The sequence below is a fragment of the Glutamicibacter nicotianae genome, assembly GCF_002797775.1.
In the GTDB taxonomy this organism is placed as follows: domain Bacteria; phylum Actinomycetota; class Actinomycetes; order Actinomycetales; family Micrococcaceae; genus Glutamicibacter; species Glutamicibacter nicotianae.
This window is the reverse complement of the sequence record NZ_PGEY01000001.1, coordinates 445,047-471,226: the sequence shown is the minus strand read 5'-3', so window position 1 is coordinate 471,226 and position 26,180 is coordinate 445,047. Positions and strand designations below refer to the sequence as shown.

The 26,180-nt window shown below is 60.6% G+C and carries 21 protein-coding genes; 5 read left to right on the top strand and 16 right to left on the bottom strand.

The window, feature by feature from the left end; translation table 11 throughout:
• Positions 1-22: 22 nt before the first annotated feature.
• From ATK23_RS02110 to ATK23_RS02100, 3 genes are all read right to left on the bottom strand, one after another.
• Entirely contained in the window at positions 23-1,372 is a 1,350-nt protein-coding gene (locus ATK23_RS02110) for a M50 family metallopeptidase (RefSeq protein WP_066139330.1), read from the bottom strand.
• On the bottom strand, positions 1,369-2,583 hold the full coding sequence (dxr, locus tag ATK23_RS02105) for a 1-deoxy-D-xylulose-5-phosphate reductoisomerase (protein WP_052253501.1): 1,215 nt from the start codon (positions 2,581-2,583) through the stop codon (positions 1,369-1,371). Before dxr ends, ATK23_RS02110 begins: the two co-directional genes overlap by 4 nt.
• Positions 2,584-2,669: 86 nt before the next feature.
• Positions 2,670-3,824 carry an acyl-CoA dehydrogenase family protein gene (locus ATK23_RS02100; protein ID WP_038989689.1) on the bottom strand — a complete coding sequence of 385 codons (1,155 nt, stop codon included), beginning with the start codon at positions 3,822-3,824 and terminating at the stop codon, positions 2,670-2,672.
• Between the two features lie 183 nt (positions 3,825-4,007).
• Between ATK23_RS02100 and ATK23_RS02095 the strand changes: the two genes are divergently transcribed.
• Positions 4,008-4,682, top strand: coding sequence for a TetR/AcrR family transcriptional regulator (locus tag ATK23_RS02095; protein WP_223308907.1), 675 nt, complete (start codon positions 4,008-4,010; stop codon positions 4,680-4,682).
• A 69-nt stretch (positions 4,683-4,751) separates the two neighbouring features.
• Positions 4,752-5,213, top strand: coding sequence for a GNAT family N-acetyltransferase (locus ATK23_RS02090; RefSeq protein ID WP_038989691.1), 462 nt, complete (start codon positions 4,752-4,754; stop codon positions 5,211-5,213).
• A gap of 346 nt (positions 5,214-5,559) precedes the next feature.
• On the opposite strand, the gene ATK23_RS02085 is transcribed toward ATK23_RS02090, so the two are convergent.
• The 11 genes from ATK23_RS02085 to pdhA form a co-directional block, all read right to left on the bottom strand.
• Positions 5,560-7,260, bottom strand: coding sequence for an ABC transporter ATP-binding protein (locus ATK23_RS02085; RefSeq protein ID WP_066139333.1), 1,701 nt, complete (start codon positions 7,258-7,260; stop codon positions 5,560-5,562).
• Positions 7,257-8,321: an ABC transporter permease gene (locus ATK23_RS02080; RefSeq protein ID WP_038989696.1), complete on the bottom strand. Its 1,065-nt coding sequence runs from the start codon at positions 8,319-8,321 to the stop codon at positions 7,257-7,259. Before ATK23_RS02080 ends, ATK23_RS02085 begins: the two co-directional genes overlap by 4 nt.
• Before the next feature lie 51 nt (positions 8,322-8,372).
• Positions 8,373-9,890 (bottom strand): ABC transporter permease, encoded by a 1,518-nt coding sequence (locus tag ATK23_RS02075; RefSeq protein WP_066139336.1) that lies wholly within the window; start codon positions 9,888-9,890, stop codon positions 8,373-8,375.
• A 140-nt stretch (positions 9,891-10,030) separates the two neighbouring features.
• Entirely contained in the window at positions 10,031-11,839 is a 1,809-nt protein-coding gene (locus ATK23_RS02070) for an ABC transporter family substrate-binding protein (RefSeq protein WP_066139339.1), read from the bottom strand.
• 438 nt (positions 11,840-12,277) lie between these two features.
• Positions 12,278-13,921: an ABC transporter ATP-binding protein gene (locus ATK23_RS02065; RefSeq protein ID WP_066139341.1), complete on the bottom strand. Its 1,644-nt coding sequence runs from the start codon at positions 13,919-13,921 to the stop codon at positions 12,278-12,280.
• A gap of 3 nt (positions 13,922-13,924) precedes the next feature.
• Positions 13,925-14,947, bottom strand: a complete 1,023-nt coding sequence (locus tag ATK23_RS02060; RefSeq protein WP_174520602.1) for an ABC transporter permease — start codon at positions 14,945-14,947, stop codon at positions 13,925-13,927.
• Entirely contained in the window at positions 14,940-15,866 is a 927-nt protein-coding gene (locus ATK23_RS02055; protein ID WP_066139343.1) for an ABC transporter permease, read from the bottom strand. Before ATK23_RS02055 ends, ATK23_RS02060 begins: the two co-directional genes overlap by 8 nt.
• A 190-nt stretch (positions 15,867-16,056) precedes the next feature.
• Complete coding sequence (locus tag ATK23_RS02050) at positions 16,057-17,688, bottom strand: peptide ABC transporter substrate-binding protein (RefSeq protein ID WP_066139346.1); 1,632 nt, start codon at positions 17,686-17,688, stop codon at positions 16,057-16,059.
• 196 nt (positions 17,689-17,884) lie between these two features.
• Positions 17,885-19,249 carry a dihydrolipoamide acetyltransferase family protein gene (locus ATK23_RS02045; protein WP_066139348.1) on the bottom strand — a complete coding sequence of 455 codons (1,365 nt, stop codon included), beginning with the start codon at positions 19,247-19,249 and terminating at the stop codon, positions 17,885-17,887.
• On the bottom strand, positions 19,249-20,238 hold the full coding sequence (locus tag ATK23_RS02040) for an alpha-ketoacid dehydrogenase subunit beta (RefSeq protein ID WP_066140302.1): 990 nt from the start codon (positions 20,236-20,238) through the stop codon (positions 19,249-19,251). The genes ATK23_RS02045 and ATK23_RS02040 overlap by 1 nt, the downstream gene beginning before the upstream one ends.
• Before the next feature lie 14 nt (positions 20,239-20,252).
• Entirely contained in the window at positions 20,253-21,368 is a 1,116-nt protein-coding gene (gene pdhA, locus ATK23_RS02035; protein WP_066139355.1) for a pyruvate dehydrogenase (acetyl-transferring) E1 component subunit alpha, read from the bottom strand.
• A 150-nt stretch (positions 21,369-21,518) separates the two neighbouring features.
• On the opposite strand from pdhA, the gene ATK23_RS02030 reads away from it, so the two are divergent.
• Positions 21,519-21,992, top strand: coding sequence for an Lrp/AsnC family transcriptional regulator (locus tag ATK23_RS02030; protein ID WP_038989709.1), 474 nt, complete (start codon positions 21,519-21,521; stop codon positions 21,990-21,992).
• An 86-nt stretch (positions 21,993-22,078) separates the two neighbouring features.
• Here the strand turns inward: ATK23_RS02030 and ATK23_RS02025 are convergent, their stop codons facing one another.
• Together ATK23_RS02025 and ATK23_RS02020 are read right to left on the bottom strand one after the other, a co-directional pair.
• Complete coding sequence (locus ATK23_RS02025) at positions 22,079-23,704, bottom strand: monocarboxylic acid transporter (RefSeq protein ID WP_066139357.1); 1,626 nt, start codon at positions 23,702-23,704, stop codon at positions 22,079-22,081.
• Positions 23,705-24,049 carry a DUF485 domain-containing protein gene (locus ATK23_RS02020; RefSeq protein WP_066139362.1) on the bottom strand — a complete coding sequence of 115 codons (345 nt, stop codon included), beginning with the start codon at positions 24,047-24,049 and terminating at the stop codon, positions 23,705-23,707.
• 197 nt (positions 24,050-24,246) lie between these two features.
• Here ATK23_RS02020 and ATK23_RS02015 point away from each other — a divergent pair, with 197 nt between their 5' ends.
• A complete protein-coding gene (locus ATK23_RS02015; protein ID WP_066139365.1) occupies positions 24,247-25,428 on the top strand; it encodes a sensor histidine kinase in 1,182 nt (393 codons plus the stop codon).
• Positions 25,429-25,457: 29 nt separating this feature from the next.
• On the top strand, positions 25,458-26,174 hold the full coding sequence (locus tag ATK23_RS02010) for a LytR/AlgR family response regulator transcription factor (RefSeq protein WP_066139367.1): 717 nt from the start codon (positions 25,458-25,460) through the stop codon (positions 26,172-26,174).
• Positions 26,175-26,180: the final 6 nt, after the last annotated feature.

Below are 26,180 nucleotides of genomic sequence, written 5' to 3'. Positions count from 1 at the left end.
TCTACAGCTTATTTCTCTCGTCTCAGAACAGTTGTATCGGCTGGAAGATATCCGCATATATTAAGAGCCCGCCCATGACCAGCATCGCCACCACGACGACATAGGTCAGGGGCAGTAGCTTGACCGTGTCAACCGGCTTGACCTTCTTGATCTTGAAGATCCGTGCAAACATGCGCTTCAGCCCCTCGTACAACGCACCCACCACGTGGCCGCCATCCAGCGGCAGCAGCGGGATCAGGTTGAAGGCGAACAGCGCCAAGTTCAGGCCCCCGACGAGCGACAGCAACGTTGCGAATTTGTCGGCGACCGAGATGGAATCCTCGGCGCTGATCTCTCCGGCGATGCGTCCAACGCCCACAATGGACACCGGCCCGTTGGGGTCGCGTTCCTCATTGCCGAAGGCCGCTTGGGCGACATCCACCATGCGCTGGGGTAGGTGAAGGATGACGTCACCGATCTTCAGCAGCTGCTCCCCGATCACGCCGGGAACCGCGCTCAGGGGCTGGGTTAAGTCGCGTTGCAAAGAGCCCATCCCGACGAAACCGACCTTGGTCATGATGTATTCGCCGTGCTCATCGAGCAGCACATAGCCGTTCTCGTCAGTGGCCGGACGCTCGGTCAGGTACGGGGTCAGCTCAGTGGTGTGGCTCTGCCTGTCACGGGAGTATTCCAGGGTGATGGGCTCTCCTGGATGATCGCGGATGACATCGGTGAGCTTGTTCCACTCGGCTTGCGCGACAGGGGTGCCGTTCACCGCGGTAATCGTATCGCCGGGCAGCAGGCCAGCCTCGTAGGCAGGAGCCGGGACGTCCTCGTCGGTGCATTCGGTCTGCTCCGCGTTCTGCGCGCTGGCAATGCACTGGTACACCTCGGAGACCGTGGTGGTCGGGGTGGCCTGCCCGAAGCTGGTGAGCACTATGGCGATCACCACGAACCCGATGAGCAGGTTCATGATCGGGCCGCCGAGCATGATGATCACGCGCTTGTAGATCGGCAGCTGGTAGAACAACCGGCCTTCATCGCTGGGCAGCACGTTTTCGTTGGCCTGCGAACGCGCGTCATCGACCATCTGGCCGAAGACCTTCTGGAAGAGATTCGCCTTCTTCCCCGGAACATCGGCAGCGACCTGCTCGCGTGGCGGGTACATGCCGACCATCGAGATGTAGCCGCCCAGTGGCAGCGCCTTGATGCCGTATTGGGTTTCACCCCGCTTGAAGGAAACCAGTGTCTTGCCGAAACCGATCATGTACTGCGGAACCCGCAGCTTGAAGAGCTTCGCGGGCACCAGGTGCCCTATTTCATGCAGCGCGATGGACAGCCCGACGGCTACCAGCATGAACAGGACGCCGCCGATGAACAGCAATGCACTCATGCGCTCGCCTCGATGATCTTCGTTGCATGGGCGCGGGCCCAACGATCGGTTTCCAGCACTGTTTCCACCGACAGCTCGGCATTCACCGGGGTGTACGCGTCCAGTGCGCGTTCAATGGTCTCGACGATGCCGGTGAAGCGGATCTTTCCATCATGGAAGGCATCCACTGCAACTTCGTTGGCGGCGTTGTAGACGGCCATATGCGTCCCCGACGAGGACGCTGCCTGCTTGGCAAGCTTCACAGCGCTGAAGACTTCTTCATCCAGCGGTTCAAAGGTCCAGCTGGCCGCGGTGGAGAAATCGCAGGCCTTCGCGGCCCCGTCGACCCGATGCGGCCAATTGATGCCCAGGGCGATGGGCAGGCGCATGTCCGGCGGCGATGCCTGGGCAATCACCGAACCGTCGATGAACTCCACCATCGAGTGGACGATGGACTGCCGGTGCACCACGGGCTCGATCTTCTCCAGCGGCACGTCGAAAAGCAGGTGGGCTTCGATGACTTCCAGGGCCTTGTTGACCATGGTGGCCGAGTTGGTGGTGACCATGCGCCCCATGTCCCAGGTCGGGTGGGCCAGTGCCTGGGCAGGGGTGACATCACGCAGCTGCTCGTAGCTGCAGCCGAAGAATGGGCCTCCGGAGGCCGTGACCAGCAACTTGGCCACTTCCTCCGGCGCACCAGAGCGCAGGGCCTGGGCAAGGGCGGAGTGCTCGGAGTCTACCGGCGAGATCTGGCCAGGGGCTGCGATCTGCTTGACTACCTGGCCTCCGATGATCAGGGATTCCTTGTTTGCCAGGGCCAGCAGGTGGCCGGCTTCCAGCGCAGCGATGGTCGGAGCCAGTCCAATGGCACCGGTGATGCCATTGAGCACTACGTCGGCCTCGGCAAACGCGGCTACCTCGGTGGCTGCCTGCGCGCCAACCACCAGCTCGGGTTCGTATCCGGTCACCGATGCGTCCTCGGCGGCCTCCTGGATGGCCGCGGCCAGCTCATCCTTTGATTCCACGGCGCTGCCGACCATTGCAGGGCGGTGCTTGATGGCCTGGCGAGCCAACAGTTCAAGGTTATATCCGCCGGATAAGGCGGCCACGGAGAATTGGCCGGATGCCTCTTCGATGACGTCCAGTCCCTGCGTACCGATGGAACCGGTGGAACCGATCAGGCTGACTCGACGGGGATGCCCGGCTGGAATGAAGGTTTTCTGGAAGCTCACCTAACCCATTATGGTTCGTTTAACTGTGAGCGCCCAAAGAGCGCCACACCCTGGAATCAGAATGCGGCGCTCCCTGCGGGTGGTGTTCAGAGACCAAGGCTGCGGGCAATGAGCATCTGCTGGACCTGCGTGGTCCCTTCTCCGATTTCCAGGATCTTCGAATCGCGGTAGTGGCGTGCCACCAATGACTCATTCATGAATCCGTACCCGCCAAAGATCTGGGTAGCATCTCTTGCATTGTCCATCGCCGCTTCGCTGGCAATCAGCTTTGCGTGCGCGGCTTCAATCTTGAAGTCCTTGCCGGCAAGCATTTTTGCCGCGGCCGCGTAATAGGCCAAGCGGGCAGTGTGGGCGCGCGAGGCCATGCGGGCAATCATGAAGGAAATGCCCTGGTACTGGCCGATTGCCTGGCCGAAGGAGGTACGGGTCTTGGCATATTTAACCGCCTCGTCAAGGCAGCCCTGCGCAGCGCCGGTGGCCAGGGCGGCGATGGCGATGCGTCCTTCGTCGAGGATTTCCAGGAAGTAGGCGTATCCGCGTCCGCGCTCGCCCAGCAGGTTCTCCTCCGGAACCCGCACTCCGCTGAAGCTCAGCGGATGGGTATCGCTGGCACGCCAGCCCACCTTGTCGTAGGCCTTTTCCGCGGTGAATCCCTCGGTACCGGTCGGCACGATGATGGCAGAGATTTCCTTTTTACCGGTTGCTTCATCGACGCCGGTCACTGCGGTAGCCGTGACGAGGGAGGTGATATCGGTGCCGGAGTTGGTGATGAATTCCTTGGCGCCGTCGATGACCCACTGGCCACTTTCAAGCTTCGCCTTGGTCAAGGATGCTGATGCATCGGATCCTGCGCCCGGCTCGGTCAGGCCGAAACCGGCCAAACGTTCACCAGCGGCCAGGTCAGGCAGCCACTTCTGCTTTTGCTCCTCGCTGCCGAAGCGGTAGATCGGCATCGCGCCCAGGGAGACACCGGCTTCCAGGGTGATGGCTACCGACTGGTCGACCTTGCCCAGCTCTTCAAGCGCCAACGCGAGGTGGAAGTAGTCGCCGCCGGAACCGCCGAATTCTTCGGAGACCGGAAGTCCAAAGAGACCCATCTCCCCCATTTGCTTGACGATGTCGTAAGGGAAGGCATGGTTCGCATCGTTCTGCGCGCTCTGCGGAGCAACGACTTCTCGGGCGAATTCGCGGACCATGTCAACCAGGTCTTGATGCTGGTCGTCGAGTTCGAGGTCAATCATCAGGCTCTCTCTTCGTTGAGGGACGAACCGACACCGGCTGCGGAGTGTGCATTATCCGATGGCGGTCATGTTATGCGCTTGGTGCGCAAGTTTCTTGGAAGCGCACGCTGCGACGAGTATGGTTAATATTTATTAACTGGTCACTGCCTACGGGTGGGTAGAACAGCTACATTTTTGACAGTAGTGGCAGCCGTCACAGTTGTCCAGACTGGGCTTGGCAAACGTAAGGAGTTGATGGTGTTGGCGAGCAAATATCAATCGCTCAATGAACCAACAGATCGCGAGCGCGCCAAAGCTGAACGACGCGAAGCGCTGTTACGCGAAGCCACGAGGCTATTTGCCTTGAATGGCTACGCGGGCGTTTCCCTGGAAGACCTCGGCGCGGCCTGCGGAATTTCCGGTCCGGCAGTGTACCGGCATTTCGCTGGCAAGCAGGCCGTGCTTATCGCCCTGCTGGTAGACATGTCCAAAGACATCTACGCCGGAGGTTGCACAGCGGCGGAAGCCGGCGGCACTCCCCTGGAGGTGCTGTCGCGCTTGGTGGATTTCCACACCGATTTCTCGCTGTCCCGCCCGGATATCCTGCAGGTCCAAGACCGCGACCTGAAATCGTTGCCGAAGGCCGAGCTGGAACTGGTTCGCAAACTCCAGAACTCCTATATCGGGCTATGGACTACCGAACTGGCAAAATTGCATCCCACCGGAAGCAAGCAGTCGCACCGGTTCCGTGCGCATGCTGTCTTCGGCTTGCTTAACTCAACAGCCCATTCCGCTCACTCACCGAGGACTAAAAAATCGGGTCTGAAGCCGTTATTGTCCAATATGGCACTCGCGGCGCTCACTTCCCCGGTAGTGTAGGTTTCAAGCCACTATTCCCTGGCGTGCCGAAACCGGCACGCTGACCCATACGATTGAAAGGCCTTTATCGTGCAGCTACGTGAAGTCCGCCCTTCCGACTTGGACGCATTCTTCGCTCACCAGCAAGAACCCGAGGCGAACCTCATGGCCGCTTATCAGGCGCGTAACCCAGCCGACCGCGCGGTATTCGACCACCACTGGAACTCGATTCTGAACGATCCTAATGTTCTGGTTCGCACCATCGAGCATGAGGGCGAAGTCGTTGGATCCATTCTGGTCTTCGACGGCGAAGTACCAGAAATCAATTTCTGGACTTCGACCAAGTACTGGGGCAAGGGACTGACCACCAGCGCAGTAGAAGCATTCCTTGCCGAATACACCAAGCGCCCCTTGACCGCACACGTGGTCCAGGACAACCTGGGTTCGATCAAGGTCCTGGAACGCCGCGGTTTCAAGACCATCGGCACCGAGCAGATCTTCTCCAACGCCCGTGCAGAGGTTGTCACCGAAAACGTCATGCAGCTGGATTAATTTCCCAACGCATTAAGCAAGAGCTGGCACTCAATTGAGAGCCGGCTCTTGCTTCTTAACACGGTCCTGCAGCCAAAGTTTGCCCCTCGGCGGGCCGCAACGTTGCCTTCGTTCTGCGAAAGGCAACGTTGTTTCCGCGGGAGGCTGGCTGGGCGTCTGTTCATCGGAATTGAGCCTTCACCCAACCTGCCGGTCACAACGCTGTGGTACTCAACTCCCGTCTTCCACGGGCCTGCAAGCACCACTTTCGACGTGCGGACAACCGCAAAATGCCATGGCGGGCGAAAGGGGCGCGTTTCCAATGGCAATATTGGAAACGCGCCCCATTCGCTGTTCAGCGTAATGCCTACTTCGTGTTGTTCAGCAGGCGCCAAGCCTCACGGCGTACTGCCTGCTCATGCGGATCCGGAACAGGTGCCGCAGCCAACAGCCGCTTTGTGTATTCATGGGTTGGGGCGTGCAGCACGGTGTCCACCATGCCCTGCTCAACCGCCTTGCCGGATTGCATCACCACGACCGCGTCCGCCAGCGTGTCCACGACCGCCAGGTCATGGCTGACGAAGAGGCAGGCGAAGTTGAAGTCCCGCTGCAGCTCCTGGAGCATTTCCAGGACAACTGCCTGCACCGACACGTCCAAGGCGCTGGTCGGCTCATCGGCGATCAGCAGCTCCGGGTTCAAGGTCAACGCACGGGCAATGCAAATACGCTGGCGCTGGCCGCCGGAAAGCTCGTGCGGGTACCGGTTGATCACGTTGCGCGGCATCCTCACGGCATCGAGCAATTCTTCGGCACGCTTGGTGCGCTCGGCCTTGCTGCCGATCTTGTGCACCACCATGGGTTCTGTGATGCATTCTCCAATCGGGAATCGCGGGTTCAGGGATGCGGCCGGGTCCTGGAAGATCACGCCGATGTCCTTGCGGACCTTGCGTGCTTCCTTCGGGGAAAGCTTGGGCAGGTTGTGGCCCCTGACCGACAAGGTGCCGCTAGCTACCGGCAACAGGCCCAGCACCGCCTTGGCAATGGTGGACTTGCCCGAGCCGGACTCGCCCACAATGCCCAGGACTTCGCCCTTGGCAACATCGAAGCTCACGTTTTCCACGGCGCGGAAGATCTTCCCGCGCATGTCGTACTCCAGCACGAGGTCCTTGGCTTCCAGAACCAGCTCGCGCCCTGGAGGGGCGGTTTCCGAGCTGTGCGCAGCGGCCTGCGTGGTGACAACGGCCGGAGCGGACAGGCGGGGCACCGCAGCCAGCAGGCGCTGGGTGTATGGATGCTCTGGGCGCAGCAATACCTGATCTACGGTGCCCGTCTCCACGAGGTTGCCCTGGAACATCACCGCCACTTCATCGGCCATATCCGCAACAACACCCATATTATGGGTGATGAGCAGGATGCCGGTATTCAGCCGGTCTTTCAGCTCGCGCAGCAGATCGAGGATCTCGGCCTGCACCGTCACATCAAGTGCGGTGGTCGGCTCATCGGCGATGATGACCTTCGGGTCGCAGGAGATCGCCATGGCGATGACGATGCGCTGCCGCTGGCCGCCGGAGAACTGGTGCGGGTACTGCTTGATGCGCTTGGCGGGATCCGGGATGCCCACCATTTCCAGCAGCTCGATAGCCCGGTCGGTCGCTTCCTTGCCGTAGGCGATGTCGTGCAGTTCCAGCGCTTCGGTCAGCTGGCGCTCGATGGTGAGCACCGGGTTCAGTGCCGTCATCGGCTCCTGGAAGACCATGGCGATATCGGTGGCGCGCATCTTGCGCAGCTTGCCTTCGTCCAGGCCAACCACGTTGACGTTTCCGACCTTGGCGGCACCGGAGACATTCGCGTTTTCCGGCAGCAGGCCCATGGCCGCGGTCGAGGTGACGGACTTGCCGGAACCGGACTCGCCGACCAGCGCGACGACCTGCCCCGGGCGGACGGCCAAGGACAAGCCCTTGACCGCGTGGACATCGGCCCCGCCGGTGGCAAAGACGACGTTGAGGTCGTTGAAGCTCAGTGCGAAGTCTTCTGAACCTTGTTCATTCATTGGTGCTGCGTGGCTCATGGCTTCTCCTTGCGGGTTGGAAGGGCGAACATGCCAGCGCGGCGGCGGCGCTTCTTTCCGACCTGGCGCGGGTCGAAAGCATCGCGCAGGCCGTCACCCAGGAAGTTCACCGACAGGGCGATGGCAACGATGATCATGCCTGGCCACCAGAACAGCCATGGACGGGTGGTGAAGGCGTTCTGGTACTGGCTGATCAGCAGGCCCAGCGAGGATTCCGGGGCCTTCACGCCGAAGCCGAGGTAGGACAGCGAGGACTCCAGCAGGATCGCGCCGGCGATCGCGAAGGTGGCGTTCACGATGATCACGCCCATGGTGTTCGGGATCAGGTGCTTGAAGATCACGCGGCTGGTCTTCGAGCCCATGGCCTGGGCTGCGGCCACGTATTCGCGTTCGCGCAGCGACAGGATTTCGCCGCGGACCAGTCGGGCCAGTCCGGTCCAGGTCACCAATCCGAGCACCAGGGCCAGTGTGATGATGGAGCCGGTGGAGGCACCGGCCATCTTGCCGAGCACTGCCGCCAGGACCAGCAGCGGGATCACGATGAACAGGTCGGTGATGCGCATCAGGATTTCATCGACCCAGCCGCGGAAGTAGCCGGAAACAGCTCCGATGACGGTTCCCAGGACGGTGGCGACCAGGCCGACGACGACGCCGATGATGATGGACTTCTGCGTCCCGTTCATGACCAGCGCGAAGTAGTCCTTGCCCACAGAGTCCTGCCCGAAGGGGTGCTCGCCGATGCGGAAGCCTTCGCCGCCGAGCCAGGTGGGAACCAGGCTCAGCGTCGGCTTGCCGCCGTCCACGACCGCTCCGGCATGGTAGTAGTTCTGCCCCCACCAGCCGGGGAACGGGCCCCAGCCGATGGAGCTGAATGCGAAAACGGTGATGACGATCAGCACGATCGTGGAAATCATCGCCGGCTTGTGGCTGACGAAGCGATCGAAGACGATGCGTCCCTGGCTCTTCGGCTTTTCGTGGATCTGGGCCAGCTTGGCGTCTTCCACCTCGGCCACGGAAGACAGGTTTTGCGGCTCGTTCAAGTTGTTATTCGTGGTGCTCATCGCTGGTCCTTAGGGTTGCAGGCATGAAGGAAATTCATTGGTTCATGCCTCCTAGACTCGGATTCGTGGGTCAAGCAGGGCGTAAACGATATCCGCCAGCAAGTTGAAGAGGATGGCGGCGGTACCGGTAACCAGGAAGAACGCCATCACAGGTGCCGGGTCGACATGGTCCAGGCCGGTGGCGAACATTTCGCCCATGCCCTTCCAGCCGAACACGCGCTCTGTGATCACTGCGCCGCCGATCAGGCCGGCGAAGTCGAAGGCGGCGATGGTGGCAATGGGGATCATCGCATTGCGGAACGCATGGCGGAAGATCACGGTGCGTTCGCTCAAGCCCTTGGAGCGCGCGGTGCGGATGTAATCCTGGCGCTGCACTTCGAGCATGGAGGAACGCGTGTAGCGCGAGTAGCTGGCCAGGGAGATCACCGCGAGCAGGATGGTTGGCATCAGCAGCTGGGTGCCGTTATCCAGGAAGTGGTCCCAGAAGCCGCCCTCGAGGTTGGCCGTGGAGGAACCGATGGTCGCGATGGGGCGTCCCTTGACGTCCAGGAATCCAGGCCAGGCGCGGAACATGTGGTCGATAACGGTCAACGCTGCGCCGGCGACACCGGTGATGATGGAAACGGACATGGCTGCCTTGCGCAGACGGCCTCCCATGGAACGCCCGATGGCTGCCGGGATCACTACCGCGAGGACCAGGCCGAAGAAGAGGATCCAGCCATTTGGCTCCAGCAGCATGTAGAAGGTCGCGTAGTACATGGCCAGGACCAGCACGACGGTAATCAATGCCGGGTACAGCACGCGCTTTTCCTTCAGGCCAACGCTCATGGCGGTGGCGCTCAGGGCCAGCAGAGCCGTCAGCACGATGATGATGGCCGGGCCCATTTGCGGGTAGCGGTAGAAATTCAGCCACAGGCTGTACTGCAGCACCAGCGGGACGAAAACCGCGGCGGCGAAGAAGGTGATGCCACGGCGCTTGAGCGAGCCGCCGAGGAACATCTGCAAGACGAGGCCGACAACGATGCCTATGGCTATGGACGTCCCCACGGATATCTGCGGATCGGCCAGCCAGTCGTTGTAGCTGATCGCCAGGTACTCCTTGAGCAGCACAGCTGCCCAGAAGACGGGAAGCGAGAAGAAGAGGAAGGTCAGGAAGGTAACGATGTAATCCAATCCGGAGTACTGGCGGATTGCAGTCAGCACGCCAATGGCGATACCCAGAACCGCGGCAATCACCGTAGCGAGCACGACCAGGCGCAAGGTGGATGATGCGGCGTTGGCCAGCAGGCCGGAGACCTCTACGCCGTTGATATTCCGGCCCAGGTCGCATTGGCCAATCAGGCACTTGCTGGCACCGGTCAGCCAGTCCCAGTAGCGGCCGTACCATGGTGCATCCAGGTTCATGTATTCCACACGCTGGGCCATCAGGTACTCGCGGTTATCCGCGTTGCTTTCGCGGAGGTCCTTGAGCGGGTCGCCTGAATTGATAACCAGTACGTAGAGCAAGAGCGATGCGGCAAACAGCACTGCCAGCGCTGAGCCCAGTCTCTTGGCGATAAATTTCCACACGGTTCTAATGTCCTACTTTCATCTCACGGAAGTGAGCCGGCCCTTGCGGTTGGGGACCTTTGAACACACTGCGGGGCCCGACTTGTGATCGGGCCCCGCACGTGTTCGCTCACGTTGTGCAAGTACGCTGCCTAGGGCAATTACTCAGCACGTACCCACTGCTCGGCGTTCCAGACGATCTGGTCCTGCGTTGCGGTGTGGCGGACATTCTGGATATCCGAACCCGAGGCGCTCAAGCCTGGGTGGGCGAATACCGGGATGCCGAACAGGTCATCCCACAGCAGCTTCTCGATCTTCTTGGTCTGTTCCGCGTGGACTGCTGGGTCCAGCGAACCTGCCAGGGTCTCCCATGCGGCGTCGACTTCAGGGTTCGAGTACTGGCCGAAGTTCTGCGGCTTGCCGGTGGCGTAGATGTTCTGGCCGGAGGTGATCTGGCCGGAACCTGCCCAAGCGAACAGCGCTACCTCGTAGTCGCCACGATCCTGGGCACCATTTGGCGAGAAGAAGTCAGCCGAACCGGAGTCCACGATCTTGAAGCCAGCTTCGTCACAGGAGGACTTGATGGCCGAAACCTCGTTGGCACGACGCTCGTTAGGTGCCGAGTAGCCGATGCGCACTTCGGTGCCAACAGCATCCTGCTCTTCGAGGATCTTCTTTGCGCCCTCGATGTCCACCTCGTCGTAGCGGCCGTCATAGGATGCGTCCACTACTTCCTGGTAGTTGTCCTGGAATGGGAAGACTTCGCGGGCGTTCATCACGATGGCGTCTGGGTTCAGCGGCTTGACCAGGTTGTCAACAATCTGCTGGCGTGGAACGCACATGGCGAAGGCCTTGCGCAGTTCCAGGTTGGTCATTGCGTTGCCCTTGGCAAAGTTGAAGTCAAGGTGCTCCCAGGTCAGGGTGTCGCCCTTCTGGATGGCCACCGCGTCGCCCAGGTTCTCCAGCTGCGCGAGCGTATCCACGGTCGGCTGCGGGTTGATGACGTCAACGTCCTTGTTCTGCAGCGCCTGGACCATGCTGGCGTCTTCAAGGAATCGGAAGGTCAATTCCTTGGTTGCCGGTGCAGGGCCGTAGTAGTTCTCGTTGGCAACCAGGGTTACGGATTCGCCAGCCTTCCAGCTGCCCAGCTTGTACGGGCCGGATACAGGCGAGATCTTCTCATCGGGCAGCTTGCCCGGGTCGGTCATCCAGCCTTCGTTCCAGAAGTCGGCGGCCTTCTTCAACTTGTCGGACTCCCCGGCGCGGATGGCGCTGACGAGTTCTTCGGTGCTCATGCCCGATTCCTCGGCCACGACATGTGCTGGGTGCAGCATCCAGGACTGCAGAGCCCAGTCCGGATCAGGCTCGGCGAATTCAACAGTGAATTCCTTGCCGTCCCAGTCGCCCTGCGGGCCTTCTGGCACGGTGTCGCCAAGATCAACGGAAACCGAGTTGAACAGCGGCTTTTCCTTGGAGCCCTCATTGAGGTTCAGGTTCTGCACTGCCCATGCAAGCACGGAGTCGGCGACGGTGATCGGGGTGCCGTCAGACCACTTGGCTTCTTCGTTGATCGTGTACTTGATGGTGAGCGGGTCGTCGCTGACCTTCTCGTAGCTGCCCAGGGCCTCATTCGGGTACAGGGTGCCGTCGGTGCCGAAGTAGCTGAAGCCGGCAAACATGCGGTCCACGATCGCCGAGTTGTAGGTGGAGTACGTGTTCGGAGTAAAGCCGTTGTAGCTGATGAATTCCGGTGCACCTACGGTGACGTTGATGGTGTCGTCGGCAGTGGTGATATCACCGAGATCAGCCTTGCCGCTGTTCGCTGCTTCTGCCGAGCCGTTGCCTCCACCTGCGTTGGCATCCTTCGATGCGTCTGCGCCGGTGTCTCCGCCGCCTGGAGCACAAGCCGACAGGGCCAGGGCCAGGGCAGCTCCTACAGCTACTGCTTTCGAAACGCGCTGAAACCGCATTTCGCCTCCTAGAGTTCTTGAATGGTACGAGTTCCGGATCGGTGGATCCACTGTGGATCAGATCACATGATCAATCCATTGAGGAATAGACTAACCCGAATTTTCTGGCTTGGATATAGAAAGAAGCGCTTCAGATTTCCGCCACCCCCCTGCCCCTGAGAGTCATTCGCAATGCGCTTGTTACTCGCCAGTTTTCGAGACGCACCTCACATCCCCGAGATTTCAAGGATTTCTTTCAGATTGGGAAAAATCAATCGGGCAACTGTTTCACGCATGTTGACTCACGGAGTGATTTATAACATTTTTGCAACGTTTGTTTCAGTTTCATTAAATCTGAAATATTCGTTGAATATGACGCTGTTTGAGCTTACATTAAGCGCCGAATGGGCCGGTGAAACCTTTCGGTTTCACCGGCCCACTCAGTTGGTTCCGGAGCTGCTAGATCAGTGAAGCACCTGGAATAGCAGCCAGCAGATTGCGGGTGTAAGCGCTCTTTGGCATATCGAAAATCTCGTCCGTCGTTCCCTGCTCTACGATCTTGCCGTGTTCCATCACGCAGACGTTGTCTGCAATCTGGCGAACCACGGCCAGGTCGTGGGTAATGAACAGGTAGGTGAGGCCCATCTCGCGCTGCAGTTCATCGAGCAGCTCCAGCACCTGGGCCTGGACCAGCACGTCCAACGCGGAAACAGCCTCATCGCACACGATCATTTCCGGCTGCAGGGCCAGGGCACGCGCGATGGCGATGCGCTGGCGCTGCCCGCCGGACAGCTCATTCGGGAAGCGGTGCATTGTGGAAGCCGGCATGGAGACCTGCTCCAGCAGCTCCTTGACCTTCTTCTCCCGCGATGCTGCATTGCCAATGCCGTGAATGCGCAGCGGCTCTTCGATCGTCCGGTAAATCGAGTACATCGGGTCCAGGGAACCGTACGGGTCCTGGAAGATCGGCTGCACACGCCGGCGGTACTTGAACAAGTGCTTCTCGCTCAGGTTGCCGATCTGCTCGCCATCAAAGATGATCTCGCCCTCGGTCTTGTCCAGCAGGTTCAGCACCATCTGGGCGATGGTCGACTTGCCTGAACCTGACTCGCCCACCACGGCAGTCGTGGTGCCCCGGGGGATCTCGAAGGAAACGTTGTCCACCGCGGTGAACTTCTCCTTCTTGCCGAAGCCCTTGCGGATATCGAAGACCTTCGTCAGGTTGCTGACCTTCAGCAGCGGTTCAGCCTTGCCCGGCTCAATCTCGTCCACAATGGCTTCGTGCTTGTCACCGCGCTGCGCAGACAGCGACGGAGCCGAATTGATCAGGCGCTGGGTGTACGGGTGCTGCGGGTTGCGCAGGATCTCCAGCGCCGGGCCGTATTCGACGACGCGTCCCTTGTACATCACGACGACCTTTTCGGCACGCTCTGCTGCCAGGCCCAGATCGTGGGTAATCAGCAGCACCGCGGTGCCCAGTTCACTGGTCATGGTGTCCAGGTGGTCCAGGATCTGCTGCTGCACGGTGACATCCAACGCGCTGGTTGGCTCATCTGCAATCAGCAGGCGCGGACGGCATGCCAGGCCAATGGCGATCAGCGCACGCTGGCGCATGCCACCGGAGAATTCGTGCGGGTACTGGCCGGCACGGGTCTCCGGGTCGGGCAGACCGGCATCAGCCAACACCTGGGCCACACGCTTCTTGGGGTTGTCCCCCGCCAAGCCGTTGGCCTTCAGGGTTTCCTTGACCTGGAATCCGATCTTCCAGACCGGGTTCAGATTGGACATCGGGTCCTGCGGAACCATGCCGATATGGTTACCGCGCAGCTCTACGAAACGCTTTTCGCTGGCCTGGGCAATGTCTTCGCCGTCAAAGAGAATCTGGCCGGAGGAAACCTTGCCGTTGCCGGCCAGCAGGCCAATAGCGGCCAGTGCCGAGGTGGACTTGCCCGAACCGGACTCGCCTACGATGGCCACGGTTTCGCCGGGCATCACGGTGAAGTTCGCGTCGCGGACAGCGTGCACCGGACCGTCAGGAGTGGAGAAGGTGATCGCCAGGTCCTTGACTTCCAGCAGCGGCTTGGGAGTTGCACTCTGAGTCATTGCTTAGGCTCCCTTCCGGGCCTTCGGATCCAGTGCGTCGCGCACTGCATCGCCGAGCATGATGAAGCTCAATACCGTCACCGAAAGGAACAGTGCTGGCCACATCAGCATGGTCGGGTTGTTGCGCAGCTGGGTCTGTGCCGACGAAATGTCGTTGCCCCAGCTCATGATGTCCGGTGGAAGTCCGACGCCCAGGAAGGACAGCGTGGCTTCGGCCACGATGTACACGCCGAGGTTCACCGTGGCAACGACGATGATCGGCGCCAAGGAGTTCGGGATCACGTGCTTGACCAACGCGTTGAATTTGGACAGGCCCAGGGCACGCGAGGCCTTCACGAAGTCCGCATTGCGGGCCTCGATCACGGCGCCGCGGGTAATGCGTGCCAGCTGCGGCCAGCCGAAGATCGCCAGCGTGACGATCACCGTCCAGACGCTTCGGTTCTCGCGGAATGCCGGAAGCTGCATTACGATGATGGCGCCCAAAATCAGGGGCAGGGCGAAGAAGATGTCGCCCAGGCGAGCCAGGATCGTGTCGACCCAGCCACCGTAGTAGCCTGCCAGCGCGCCGATGACGCCGCCGAGCACGACCACGATGATTGTAGTGAAGAGGCCTACCAGCAGCGAGGCGCGCGTGCCGTAAATGGTACGTGCATAAATATCGCAGCCTTGGAGGTTGAATCCCATGAGGTGCCCTGGGCGAGCTGGCTCATTGGAATTCTCCAAAAGACACGCTTGGTTGCCAGACGGATCAATCGATGTGAAGAGCTGCGGGAAGGCAGCGACAACCATGACAGCAATGATCATAATTGCGGAGATGATGAATAGCGGCTGCTTACGCAGGGACCGCCACGCTTCGGCCCACATTGACAATGGCTTGCCGGTTTCCTTGACCGAGTCCACCGCCTGCAGCGGAGTCTCGTCCAGCGGAGCAACGTAGTGCTCGATCTTGTACTTGGAAACCTTGCCGGCGCGGTTGCTGCGGATGGGCAAACCGTCTTCGGGATTAAAGTTCTGGTTCTCAGGCATAACGGATCCTTGGGTCAAGCAGTGCGTACAGCATATCCACGATCAGGTTGGCGAGTACGAAGACGATCACCAGAACGCCTACGATTGCAACCACCGTCGGGGTTTCGCCCTTCTGGATTGCCTGATAGAGCAAGTGGCCGACACCCGGGACGTTGAAGATGCCTTCGGTGACAATCGCGCCACCCATCAGCGCACCCAAATCAGCACCCAGGTAAGTCACCACGGGGATCAGTGAGTTGCGCAGAATGTGCACGGTAACCACGCGGTTGCGACTCAGGCCCTTGGCGGTTGCGGTGCGCACGTAGTCAGCGGTCTTGTTCTCAATGACGGAGGTACGCGTCAGGCGCAGCACGTAGGCCAGGGATACCAAGCCGAGGACCAATGCGGGCAGGATCAATTCGCCCCAGGTTGCCGCGCCGGAAACTGTAGGCTTGGCCCATTCGAGCTTTACACCGACCACGTACTGCAGCAGGAAGCCCAGTACGAAAGTTGGAACTGCGATAACCAGCAGCGACGCAACCAAAACGGTCGAGTCGAAGAGCTTGCCCTTGCGCATACCAGCAATAACGCCGAGGATGATGCCGAATACGGCTTCAATCAGCAATGCGAGGATTGCCAAGCGTGCCGTGACCGGGAATGCTCGTGCAAGCATGTCCCTGACTTCCTGTCCGGAGAACGAGGTTCCCAGGTCCAGAGTCACCAGGTTCTTCAGATACAGGCCATATTGAACCCAGAACGGCTTGTCCAGGTTGTACTGTGCGGTCAGGGCCGCTTTGGTGGCATCGCTCATGGGCTTGCCACCGGACAGCGCGGAGATCGGATCACCAGGAGTGGCGAAAACCAGGAAGTACACCAGCAGCGTTGCTCCGATGAACACCGGGATCAGCTGCGCGATTCGCTTCAGGGTAAAACTTAACATGCTTGCATCTCACCTCGAGACGCGTGAGGGCACAGGGCCATTTTCATCCTCTTTCCGTCGATAAATAATTCGACGTGTATTTTTGCGAGGCAGGACAAACACGCCAAAGGGAGACCCTGTTTTCCTCGGGTCTCCCTTAACGCGTTTTCAGCTTCTATTCGACCTGTCTAGGCCTGAAGCCGAAGGGAACTTATTTGCCAGTGATTTGCTGGTACATCGGAACACCGTTCCACCCGAACTCGACGTTATCCACGTTCTCGCTCCAACCACCCTGGACTGCCTGGTACCACAGCGGGATGGCCGGCAGATCCTTGAACAAGATCTCCTGTGCTTCGTTGAAGATCTTCGCGCCTTCAGCAGGATCCGTGGCGGCCAAGCCTTCGGCCAGCTTGTCGTCGAATTCCTTGCTGGAGTACTTGCCATCGTTAGAACCGGCCCCGGTGCCGAATAGTGGCCCAAGGAAGTTGTACAGCGATGGGTAGTCGGCCTGCCAACCGGTACGGAATGCGCCGGTCATCTTGTAGCTGGTCACCTTCTCGCGCAATTCCTTGAAGGACGAGAATGGCTGAGCGACTGCATTGATGCCCAGGTTGCTCTTCAGCTGGTTGACGACAGCTTCAACGTATTCCTTGTTGCCAGCGCCATCGACGTTGTAGCCGATGGAGAATTCGTCGCCGGACTCCCACTTGCTGATTTCATCAGCCTGTTCCCACAGCTTCTTGGCTTCAGCAGCGTCGAAATCGAGGACTTCACTGCCTGGAACCTCAGCACTGTAGCCTTCGAGCACGGGTGCGGTGAAGTCATCGGCCTTGACCTTGCCGCCGTTGTATACCTTGTCGATGATCAACTGGCGGTCAATGGCGCGCGAGATCGCTGCACGGCGGAGGTTGCCCTCTTCATCCTGCTTGAAGTGATCCAGGTAGCCCGGGATCGTGATGGTTGCGTTGCCGGCGTATGGCGAGTTGACCGAGCGGTCGCCCAGGTCAGTCTCGTAGGAAGCCAGCGAGCTTGGCGGGATCTGGTCCAGCACGTCCAAGTTATTGGACTGCAGATCGCTGTAGGCCGAGTCGGTGGACTGGTAGACCTTGAAGTCGATGCCGCCGTTGGCAGCCTTGCGTGGACCGTCGTAGCTCTCGTTGACTTCCAGCTTCAGGTTGACGTCGTGGTTCCACTCGGTCAGCTTGTATGGGCCGTTGCCAACTGGCTTTTCACCGAAGGCCTTTGGATCTTCGAATGCTGCTTCAGGCAACGGCATGAATGCGGTGTAGCCCAGGCGCAGCGGGAAGTCGGACTCAGGCTGGGACAGCTCGACGGTGAAGGTGGTGTCATCCACAACCTTCAGGCCTTCCATCTCTTCCTTCTTGGAGCCTTCCTTGTTGACCTCATCGAAGCCCTTGATGGACTCGAAGAAGTACGAGTTCAACTGCGCGTTCTTGGCTGCGGCACCGAAGTTCCAGGCATCCACGAACGAAGCAGCAGTTACTGGGGAACCATCGGAGAAGGTCTGTCCGGCCTTCAGCTTGATGGTGTAGTTCTGGGAGTCTTCGGTTTCGATGGACTCGGCGAGTTCATTGACCGGCGCGCCCTTGGCGTCGTAGCTGACCAGGCCGGTGAAGATCAGGTCCATGACGCGACCGCCGCCAACTTCGTTGGTGTTAGCCGGCAGAAGGCCATTCTGCGGTTCGGTGGTGTTTGCGGTTACGACATACGAGCCGTCACCTTCGCCACCGGCGGTTTCGGTCGAACCGCCGCCACAAGCGGACAGGGTCAGCGCCAAGGCTGCAGATAAAACGACAGCCTTAGATGCGTGCGAGTATCGCATCCTATTTCTCCTCAACAGATCGTTGCTGCTTCTGCATTTCGCAGAGCCGTGCAGTCAAGCGTGAGCTATAGCACGTAGTGAATGAGATTACATCAAACATTGCGAAACAACCAATGAATAGTCATGAAAGTAATGCTTGAAATCGGTTTATTCACCTGGCTGAATTTACTTCAGCCCGGTCATGATTTACTTTGAATCAAATAAAAATATTCAGCATTCCGGGGTCCTCCAGCACCGAGCCGACACCTGCGAGGAACTCGCTTGCTTCTTTGCCGTCGACCACCCTGTGATCGAAGGACAACGCCAGTGTCATGGTATGGCGAAGTGCAACTTGGTCTTGGTATTCCCAAGGTCTGCGCTTCACTTGGCCTAGTGCCAGAATTCCTGCCTGCCCCGGCGGCAGAATTGGGGTGCCGGCATCCACGCCGAAAACCCCCACGTTGGTGATGGAGAATGTGCCACCTGTCAATTGGGCTGGTGACAATGTTCCTTCGCGGCCTTGGAGAATGATGCCGCTGAGTTCGGCAGCCAATACTGGCAGCGTCTTAGCTTGGGCATTTTTCAGCACCGGAACCAGCAGACCACGATCACTTGCCACGGCCATGCCCAGATTCACTGACCCGAATTCAATGATTTCGTCAGCCTTTTCATCCCACGTCGAGTTCAGCGCGGGATAGGTCTTCAACAGTCTCGTCACTACGAGCGCTGCCAGCGTTGTGATATTGAGCTTCAGATCCTTGAGCAGTCGATGCGACCGCATGCGTTCCAGCAGCTCCATGGATTCGGTGACATCAACCGTGAGGAACTCCGTGGCATGCGGGGCGGTAAACGCCGACTGCACCATGGCCTTGGCCGTGGCCCTGCGAATCGCGGTGATCTTCACATGGCGATCCGCTCCTGGTGAAGACATGGATTCGCTGTCCATGGCCGCTGGCTTGATCGCACCGGCGGAGTCGATGGCCTGCTGGACATCCCGGCGCAGCACCAAGCCGTCCTCGCCGCTGCCGGCGAGCGCCGAAATATCGACCCCGTGATCACGTGCCAGCTTGCGTACCGGCGGGGTGCATCTGGTCACCGCATGCTGTTCACGTTCATGGGTGCCCGGCCCGTCAGCCGGCTGGGATGCAACTGGTGCCGAAGCTGCTGGTGCAGGTGCTGGCACAGCTTCCGGGTTGCGCGAGCCGCGGGCTTTGCGCTTCGGACGGTTTCCGGTATCTGCCGGCGCACCGTAGCCAACCAGGGTGGGGGTGCGTTCGCCGGCCTTGCTTTGCTCCTGTTGCGCCGAATCAGGCGCTGCCGGCTGCTCGCCGGAACCGCCGGGCTCCTGGTCGAAAGTGACCAGCGGACCGCCGACCTGCACGGTTTCGCCTTCGGTGGCGTGCAGGGCCTGGACGAATCCGGCAAAGGGCGAGGGAAGTTCAACGACCGCCTTGGCGGTTTCGACCTCGGCAATGATCTGGTTGAGCGCAACATGCTCGCCAACCTTGATCTTCCAATTCAGCACCTCGGATTCGGTGAGCCCTTCGCCGAGGTCGGGGAGTTTGAAGGTGTGGGCGGTCATCACTTGGCAGCTCCTTCGGTTGCCTCGTGGTGGCGCATCACGGTATCGACCGCGTGCATCACTCGATCCAAGTCGGGCAGGTGGTGGCTTTCGAGCCGCGATGGCGGATACGGGATGTCGAATCCGGTGACGCGCAAGGGGGCATGCTCCAGGTAGTCGAAGCAGCGCTCGGTGATTTCGGCGCAGATCTCCGCGCCAATGCCGCTGGTCCGGCTGGCCTCATGGACCACCACCAGCTTGCCGGTGCGCTTGACGGACTCGGCTACGGTGTCGATGTCCAGCGGATCCAGCGTGCGCAGGTCGATGACCTCCAGGCTGGTGCCTTCATCTTCCGCGGCCTTGGCCGCATCGACCAGGGTGTAGGTAGTGGATCCGTAGCCGACCACGGTGACGTCCTCGCCGGGGCGAACGATCTTTGCCTTGGGCGATGCATCGGGCGCCGGGGGGAGAAGTTGCGCGGTGGTTTTCTCGTGGTAGCGGCGCTTCGGCTCGAAGAAGATCACCGGATCATCGCAAGCGATGGCCTGGCGCAGCATGGAGTAGGCATCCTCGACGCTCGATGGCGCGAAGACCCGCAGGCCTGCTGTGTGGGCGAAGTAGGCTTCGGGCGATTCGGAGTGGTGCTCCGGCGAGCCGATTCCTCCGCCATAGGGGATGCGGACGGTGACCGGCATCTTCACCCGTCCCCGCGAACGGTAGTGCAGCTTGGCCAGCTGGGACACCAGCTGGTCGAAGGCCGGGTAGGTGAAGCCGTCGAACTGGATCTCCACCACCGGGCGATAGCCTCGATAGGCCAGGCCGATGGCGCTGCCGACAATTCCGGATTCTGCCAGCGGGGTATCGACGACGCGGTGCTCGCCGAATTTGGATTTCAGCCCATCGGTGACCCGGAAGACTCCGCCGAGGGTTCCGATGTCTTCGCCGAGCAGGATGACCTTCTCGTCCTGGTCCAGCGCATCGTGCAGCGACTTGTTCAGCGCCTTGAGCATGGTGGTTGCCACGGTTACTCTCCACCTTCAAAATCTGCCAAGTAGTCAAGGTAGTTCTTGGCTGCGCGTTCGGTTGGCTCATGCTTTTCTGCGTACACATTGGTGAACAGCTCTTCGGCCTTGGGATCTTCCATGCTGGTGATCGCCGCGCGAAGCTTCGCGGCGAGGTCATCGGCGGCGTTCTGCGCGCGTTGCTCGTAGGACTGCACATCGGCACCCATCTCATGCAAGTACTTCACCAGGCGGTCGATGGGATCCTTGGCCTTCCACTCTTCGAGCTGCTCGCTCTTGCGGTAGCGGGTTGGATCATCGGCGGTGGTGTGCGAGCCCATGCGGTAGGTGACCGCTTCGATGAAAGCCGGGCCCAGGCCATGGCGCGCATGGTTCAGCGCGGCCTTGGTGGCGGCGTAGACGGCCAGGATGTCGTTGCCATCCACCCGCCAGGTCTTCAGCCCGAAACCGTGGGCGCGATCGGCAATCTGGGTGCGGCTTTGCAGGGCGACAGGTTCTGAGATTGCCCACTGGTTGTTCTGGCAGAAGAACAGCACCGGCGCCTGGTAGCTGGCGGCGAAGACCATGGCTTCGTTCACGTCGCCCTGGCTGGTGGCGCCATCGCCGAAGTAGGCTACGGAGACTTGCTTGCCGCCATCGAATTTGATGCCCATTCCGTACCCGGCGGCGTGCAGGGCCTGCGAGCCGATGACAATCTGCTGGCAGGCGATATTGACTTCATTCGGATCCCAGCCGCTGGCCTGCGCTCCGCGCCACACGCTGAGCAGGTCCTCTGCCTTCACTCCCCTGGCCCAGGCGACACCATGCTCGCGGTAGGAGGGGAAGATGAAGTCGTCGTCATTGGTGGCCCGCACGGAGCCGATTTGCGCGGCCTCCTGGCCGAGCAGCGGAGCCCACAGGCCCAGCTGGCCCTGGCGTTGCAAGGCGGTGGCTTCATTGTCCATGCGGCGCAGGACAACCATGTCGCGCAGGAAATCTGCAAGGTCCGCTTCCTTGAGTTCCTTGAGATAGTGGTCAAGTTCTTCGTCCGGGATTCGTTTCCCGTCGACGTTCAGCAGCTGATGCGTGGGTAGGCATCCGGCGGCTACGTCAATGTGCTGTGTGGACACGATCGGCATCCTTACTCTCACGTAGTCGGTTGCGGGTTTTGATTCTCAAACGCCGCTTAATGTGATGCTACTCACGCAAGGCAGGATGCACAATGGTGTTTTTAAAATTAGAGCAAAACGCACTGTTTGATTGCCGTGGGGGATGCTAACGTGCACATTATGCAACTTCTGGACACCACCGACCGGCGCATCCTGCTTGCGCTTTCCAGCGCTGCCAAGCGCACCGGCGCAGCCATTGCCACGGCCTTGAACCTCGGGCGCAATACAGTGCAGACGCGGATGACCCGCCTGGAAAACGAGGTGCTTGACTCCATCGACCGCCGCATCCCGCCCGAAGTCCTGGGCTACGGGCTGCTGTCCTTTGTCGAGCTGCACGTCGACCAGCGCTGCCTGGGCGACATTGCCGCAAAGCTGGAAGCCATCCCCGAGGTGCTTGAGGCGCACGGCCTCACCGGCTCTGCCGACATCCTGGTGCGGGTAGCTGCCAAGGACGCCGAGGAACTGTTCCGGGTGCACGGCCAGCTGCTGCATATCGACGGGGTGAATCGCGCGGATTCGGCGCTGTCCATGGCCGAGCTCGTCCCCTACCGCACCACCGCCCTGCTCCAGCACTCGCTCTCCGGCAACGCATAGCGCTCCAGGGCAGCGAAAAAGTTCCGGGAACCAACCTGCTGGCTGGTTCCCGGAACTCTGCTTTTGCGCTTTGCCGCTATTCCCGGCTAGTGGTCGACAGCCTTTTCAGCACCGACACCGGTCAGCGAACGGACTTCCATTTCCGCCTGCTTGGTGATGTCCTCGACACCCTTATCGGTGACCGAGCCCAGCCAGCCCAGGAAGAAGGCCAGAGGAATCGAGACGATGCCCGGGTTGGCCAGCGGGAAGATCGCCATGTCGATGCTCGGGATCATCGAGGTTTCCGAACCGGAGAAGACCGGCGAGATGATGATCAGGAGCAGGGCCGAGCCGAGGCCGCCGTACATGGACCAGACTGCACCGCGGGTCTTGAAGCCCTTCCAGAACAGCGAGTACAGGATGGTCGGCAGGTTTGCCGAGGCCGCGACCGCGAAGGCCAGTGCCACCAGGAAGGCCACATTCTGGCCCTGGGCGCCGATGCCGCCGGCGATGGCGAAGACGCCGATCACCAGAACCGTCCGGCGAGCCACCTTCATTTCCTTCTCCGGGGTGGACTTGCCCTTGGCGATCACCGAGGCGTACACATCGTGGGCGAAGGAAGCGGCTGCGGTAATGGTCAGGCCGGCAACCACCGCGAGGATGGTTGCGAAGGCCACTGCAGAAATCAGGCCCAGCAGGACGGTGCCGCCCAGTTCGTAGGCCAGCAGCGGTGCCGCCGAGTTCACGCCACCGGGAGCCGCCTGGATCCGCTCCGGGCCGATCAGCGCGCCGGCACCGAAGCCCAGCACCAGGGTGAAAAGGTAGAAGGCGCCGATCAGCCAGATGGCCCAGACCACCGACTTGCGGGCTTCCTTGGCGGTAGGAACTGTGTAGAAGCGCATCAGCACGTGCGGCAGGCCTGCGGTGCCCAGCACCAGGGCCAGCGCCAGCGAGATGAAGTCCAGCTTGGAGGTTTCCGAAACGCCGTACTTCATGCCCGGGTTCAGGATCTCCGGGTTGCCGGCCACTTCAGCTGCCTTGCCCAGCAGTTCGGAGAAGTTGAAGCCGAACATGGCCAGCGTCCACATGGTCATGATCAGCGCGCCGGCGATCAGCAGGCAGGCCTTGATGATCTGCACCCAGGTGGTGCCCTTCATGCCGCCTACCAGTACGTAGAGGATCATCAGTGCGCCAACGATGACGATCACCAGAGACTGGCCGAACTTCTCGTCGATGCCCAGCAGCAGGGATACCAGCGCACCTGCGCCGGCCATCTGCGCCAGCAGGTAGAAGACGCACACCGCGAGGGTGGAGATCGCCGCAGCGATGCGCACCGGGCGCTGCTTGAGGCGGAAGGACAGTACGTCGGCCATGGTGAACTTGCCGGTGTTGCGCAGCAGCTCTGCGACCAGCAGCAAGGCAACCAGCCAGGCGACCAGGAAGCCGATCGAGTAGAGGAAGCCGTCGTAGCCCTGGATGGCGATAGCGCCGACAATACCCAGGAAGGATGCCGCCGAGAGGTAGTCTCCGGCAATGGCGGTGCCGTTCTGCGTTCCGCTGAAGGAGCGGCCGCCGGCGTAGTAGTCGGCTGCGGTCTTGTTGTTCTTGGAGGCACGGAGCACGATCACCAAGGTGACGCCCACGAAGGCCAGGAAGATGGCGATATTGACCAGGGGGTTGCCGACCTGGGTCGACTCGCCTGCGGCCTGGGCCAGGATGCTGAGCTGGTTCATCTAGTTCACTCCCTCGCGCTCAAGGCGCTCACGGATCTTGGCTGCCTTCGGGTCGAGCTTCTTATTCGAGAAGCTGACGTAGGCAGCGGTGATCGCGAATGTCGACACGAACTGCAGCAACCCGAGAACAATACCCATGTTGATATTGCCGAAGACCTTGATGGACATGAAGTCATGGAAGTAGTCGGCCAGCAGCACATAGGCGAAATACCAGACGAGGAAGAAGATGGCCATCGGGAAGACGAAGCTGCGGTGGGTCTTGCGCAGTTCCTGGAATTCCTCGGATTGGCTCTCCTTTACGAAATCAACGCCGGCAGAGACGTCGTGTTCCGGGTTGGCACTCATGATGCCCTCCTTGAGCGAGTTGGTGATGTGACTGAGCGCACATCGCTTGTGTGACTAAGTTCACTATTGGGGATTAATCCTTTGGCGGCTAGGGGGGCTGTGCCGCTCGTGGCTCAACGGACTGCTTTCTGCGCCCAACGGCGCACCTTGGCGCGCTGAACGGTCAACGGATTTCGCGGGGCCCTAAGATGGGGTACATGTCTCCAGCACTGCAAGTCACCCTGATCGTCGCCATCGTGCTGGTCGGAATCGCCCTTGTCGGCTACTTCGGTTTCAAGATCTCCCGCTCCACCCGGGAAATGGGCACCGACGTCGAAGAAGCCACCTACAAGACGCTGCACCACATGTCGGTTGCGGTCCCCCATTTGGAACGCGGCCTGACCGAGGACGGGGCGGCGAAAAGCGCCAAGGCGCTGCGCCGGCTGCTGAACTGCCAGGTGCTGCTGATCTCCGACACCACCCACGTGCTGGCCACCGATGCCGGTGCCGATTTCACTGCGGAGCATGAAGAGACAGCAGCCAGTGTTTCGAAAAGCGTGCTGGCGACCGGCAAGACCCAGGTAGAGCGCTCTTCCGGCATGGACTTCGTTTCAGCACCCATCACCGTAGGAGATCTGAGTGTCGGGACCGTGACGGCCCTGTCGCGCAGGGCAGGCGCCAGCTTTGTGCGGGCCGTCTCCGAGGTGGCAGTCTTCGTTTCGGCGCAAGTCTCCACCGCGCAGCTGGATGAGTCCAAGGCCATGCTGCTCGAAGCGCAGATGCGGGCCTTGCGCGCCCAGATCTCCCCGCACTTCATCTACAACTCGCTGAATGCGATCGCCTCGTTCATCAACACTGATCCTGCCCGCGCCCGCGAGCTGGTCATCGAATTCGCGGACTTCACCCGCTACTCCTTCCGCCGCCGCGGCGAATTCACCACCCTGGCCGAAGAGCTGGAAGCCATCGACCGTTACCTGCTGCTGGAAAAGGCCCGCTTCGGCGAGCGCATCAAGGTCTCCCTGCAGATCGCCCCCGAGGTGCTGCCCACGCAAATTCCGTTCCTGGCCCTGCAGCCGCTGGTTGAAAATGCCGTGCGCCATGGCCTGGAAGCACGTCCAGATGGCGGAGTCATCTCCATTACCGCCACCGAGGACGGAATGCACGCGCTGATCAGCGTGGAAGATGATGGCATGGGCATGGATCCCGAGCAGCTGGCCAGCGTGCTGGCCGGCGACACCCCGAATATGCATGTGGGCCTGCGCAACGTGGACCTGCGCATGCGCCAGCTCTACGGCAATTCAAATGGTCTGGTCATCGAGACCGCGCCGGGGGCAGGAACGCTGATCACCTTGCGCGTCCCGAAGTTCCGTCCACCCAGCGCCATTGCGTCGGATGTTTAGATAATCCCGATAAACGGTAGAATTTTCGCATGATTAACGTGGTGGTTGCCGATGATGAACTTCCAGCGGTAGAAGAGATCGCTTTTCTGCTCAGCCAGGATTCCCGCATCGGGAAAATTCACCGCGCCACCTCGGGTGCCGCGGCGCTAAAGGCGCTGGAGGAAAATGCGGTCGACGCGCTGTTCCTGGATATCCACATGCCTGCGTTGTCAGGCCTGGATATCGCCCGCGTCATCTCCCGCTTCGCCAATCCCCCGCTCATCGTCTTTGTCACTGCCGATGAGGACCAGGCACTGCAGGCCTTCGACTTGGCCGCCATCGACTACGTGCTCAAGCCCATTCGCCCGCAGCGCCTGGCCGAATCCGTGCGCCGCATCTGCGAACTGGTGGAAGATACCCCTGCCAAGCCGGAAATGATCACGGTGGACCAGGGCGGCATCACCAAGCTGATTCCCCGCGCGGACATCGCCTATGTCCAGGCGCAAGGCGACTATGCACGATTGCACACCAAGGATTCGAGCTACCTCATCCGGGTTCCGCTCAACGATCTGGAGCAGCAGTGGGGCGAGTCCGGCTTCGTTCGGATCCACCGCTCCTACCTGGTGTGCATGGACAAGATCGAGACCGTGCGCCTGCAAACCGGCAAGGCCGCCGTGGTGGTCAACAGCACCGAGCTTCCCATTTCCCGTCGCGCATTGCCCTACCTGCGTGAGCGCCTGGCCGCCAATCGCGTCCGCCCGCTGTAGGAAGCA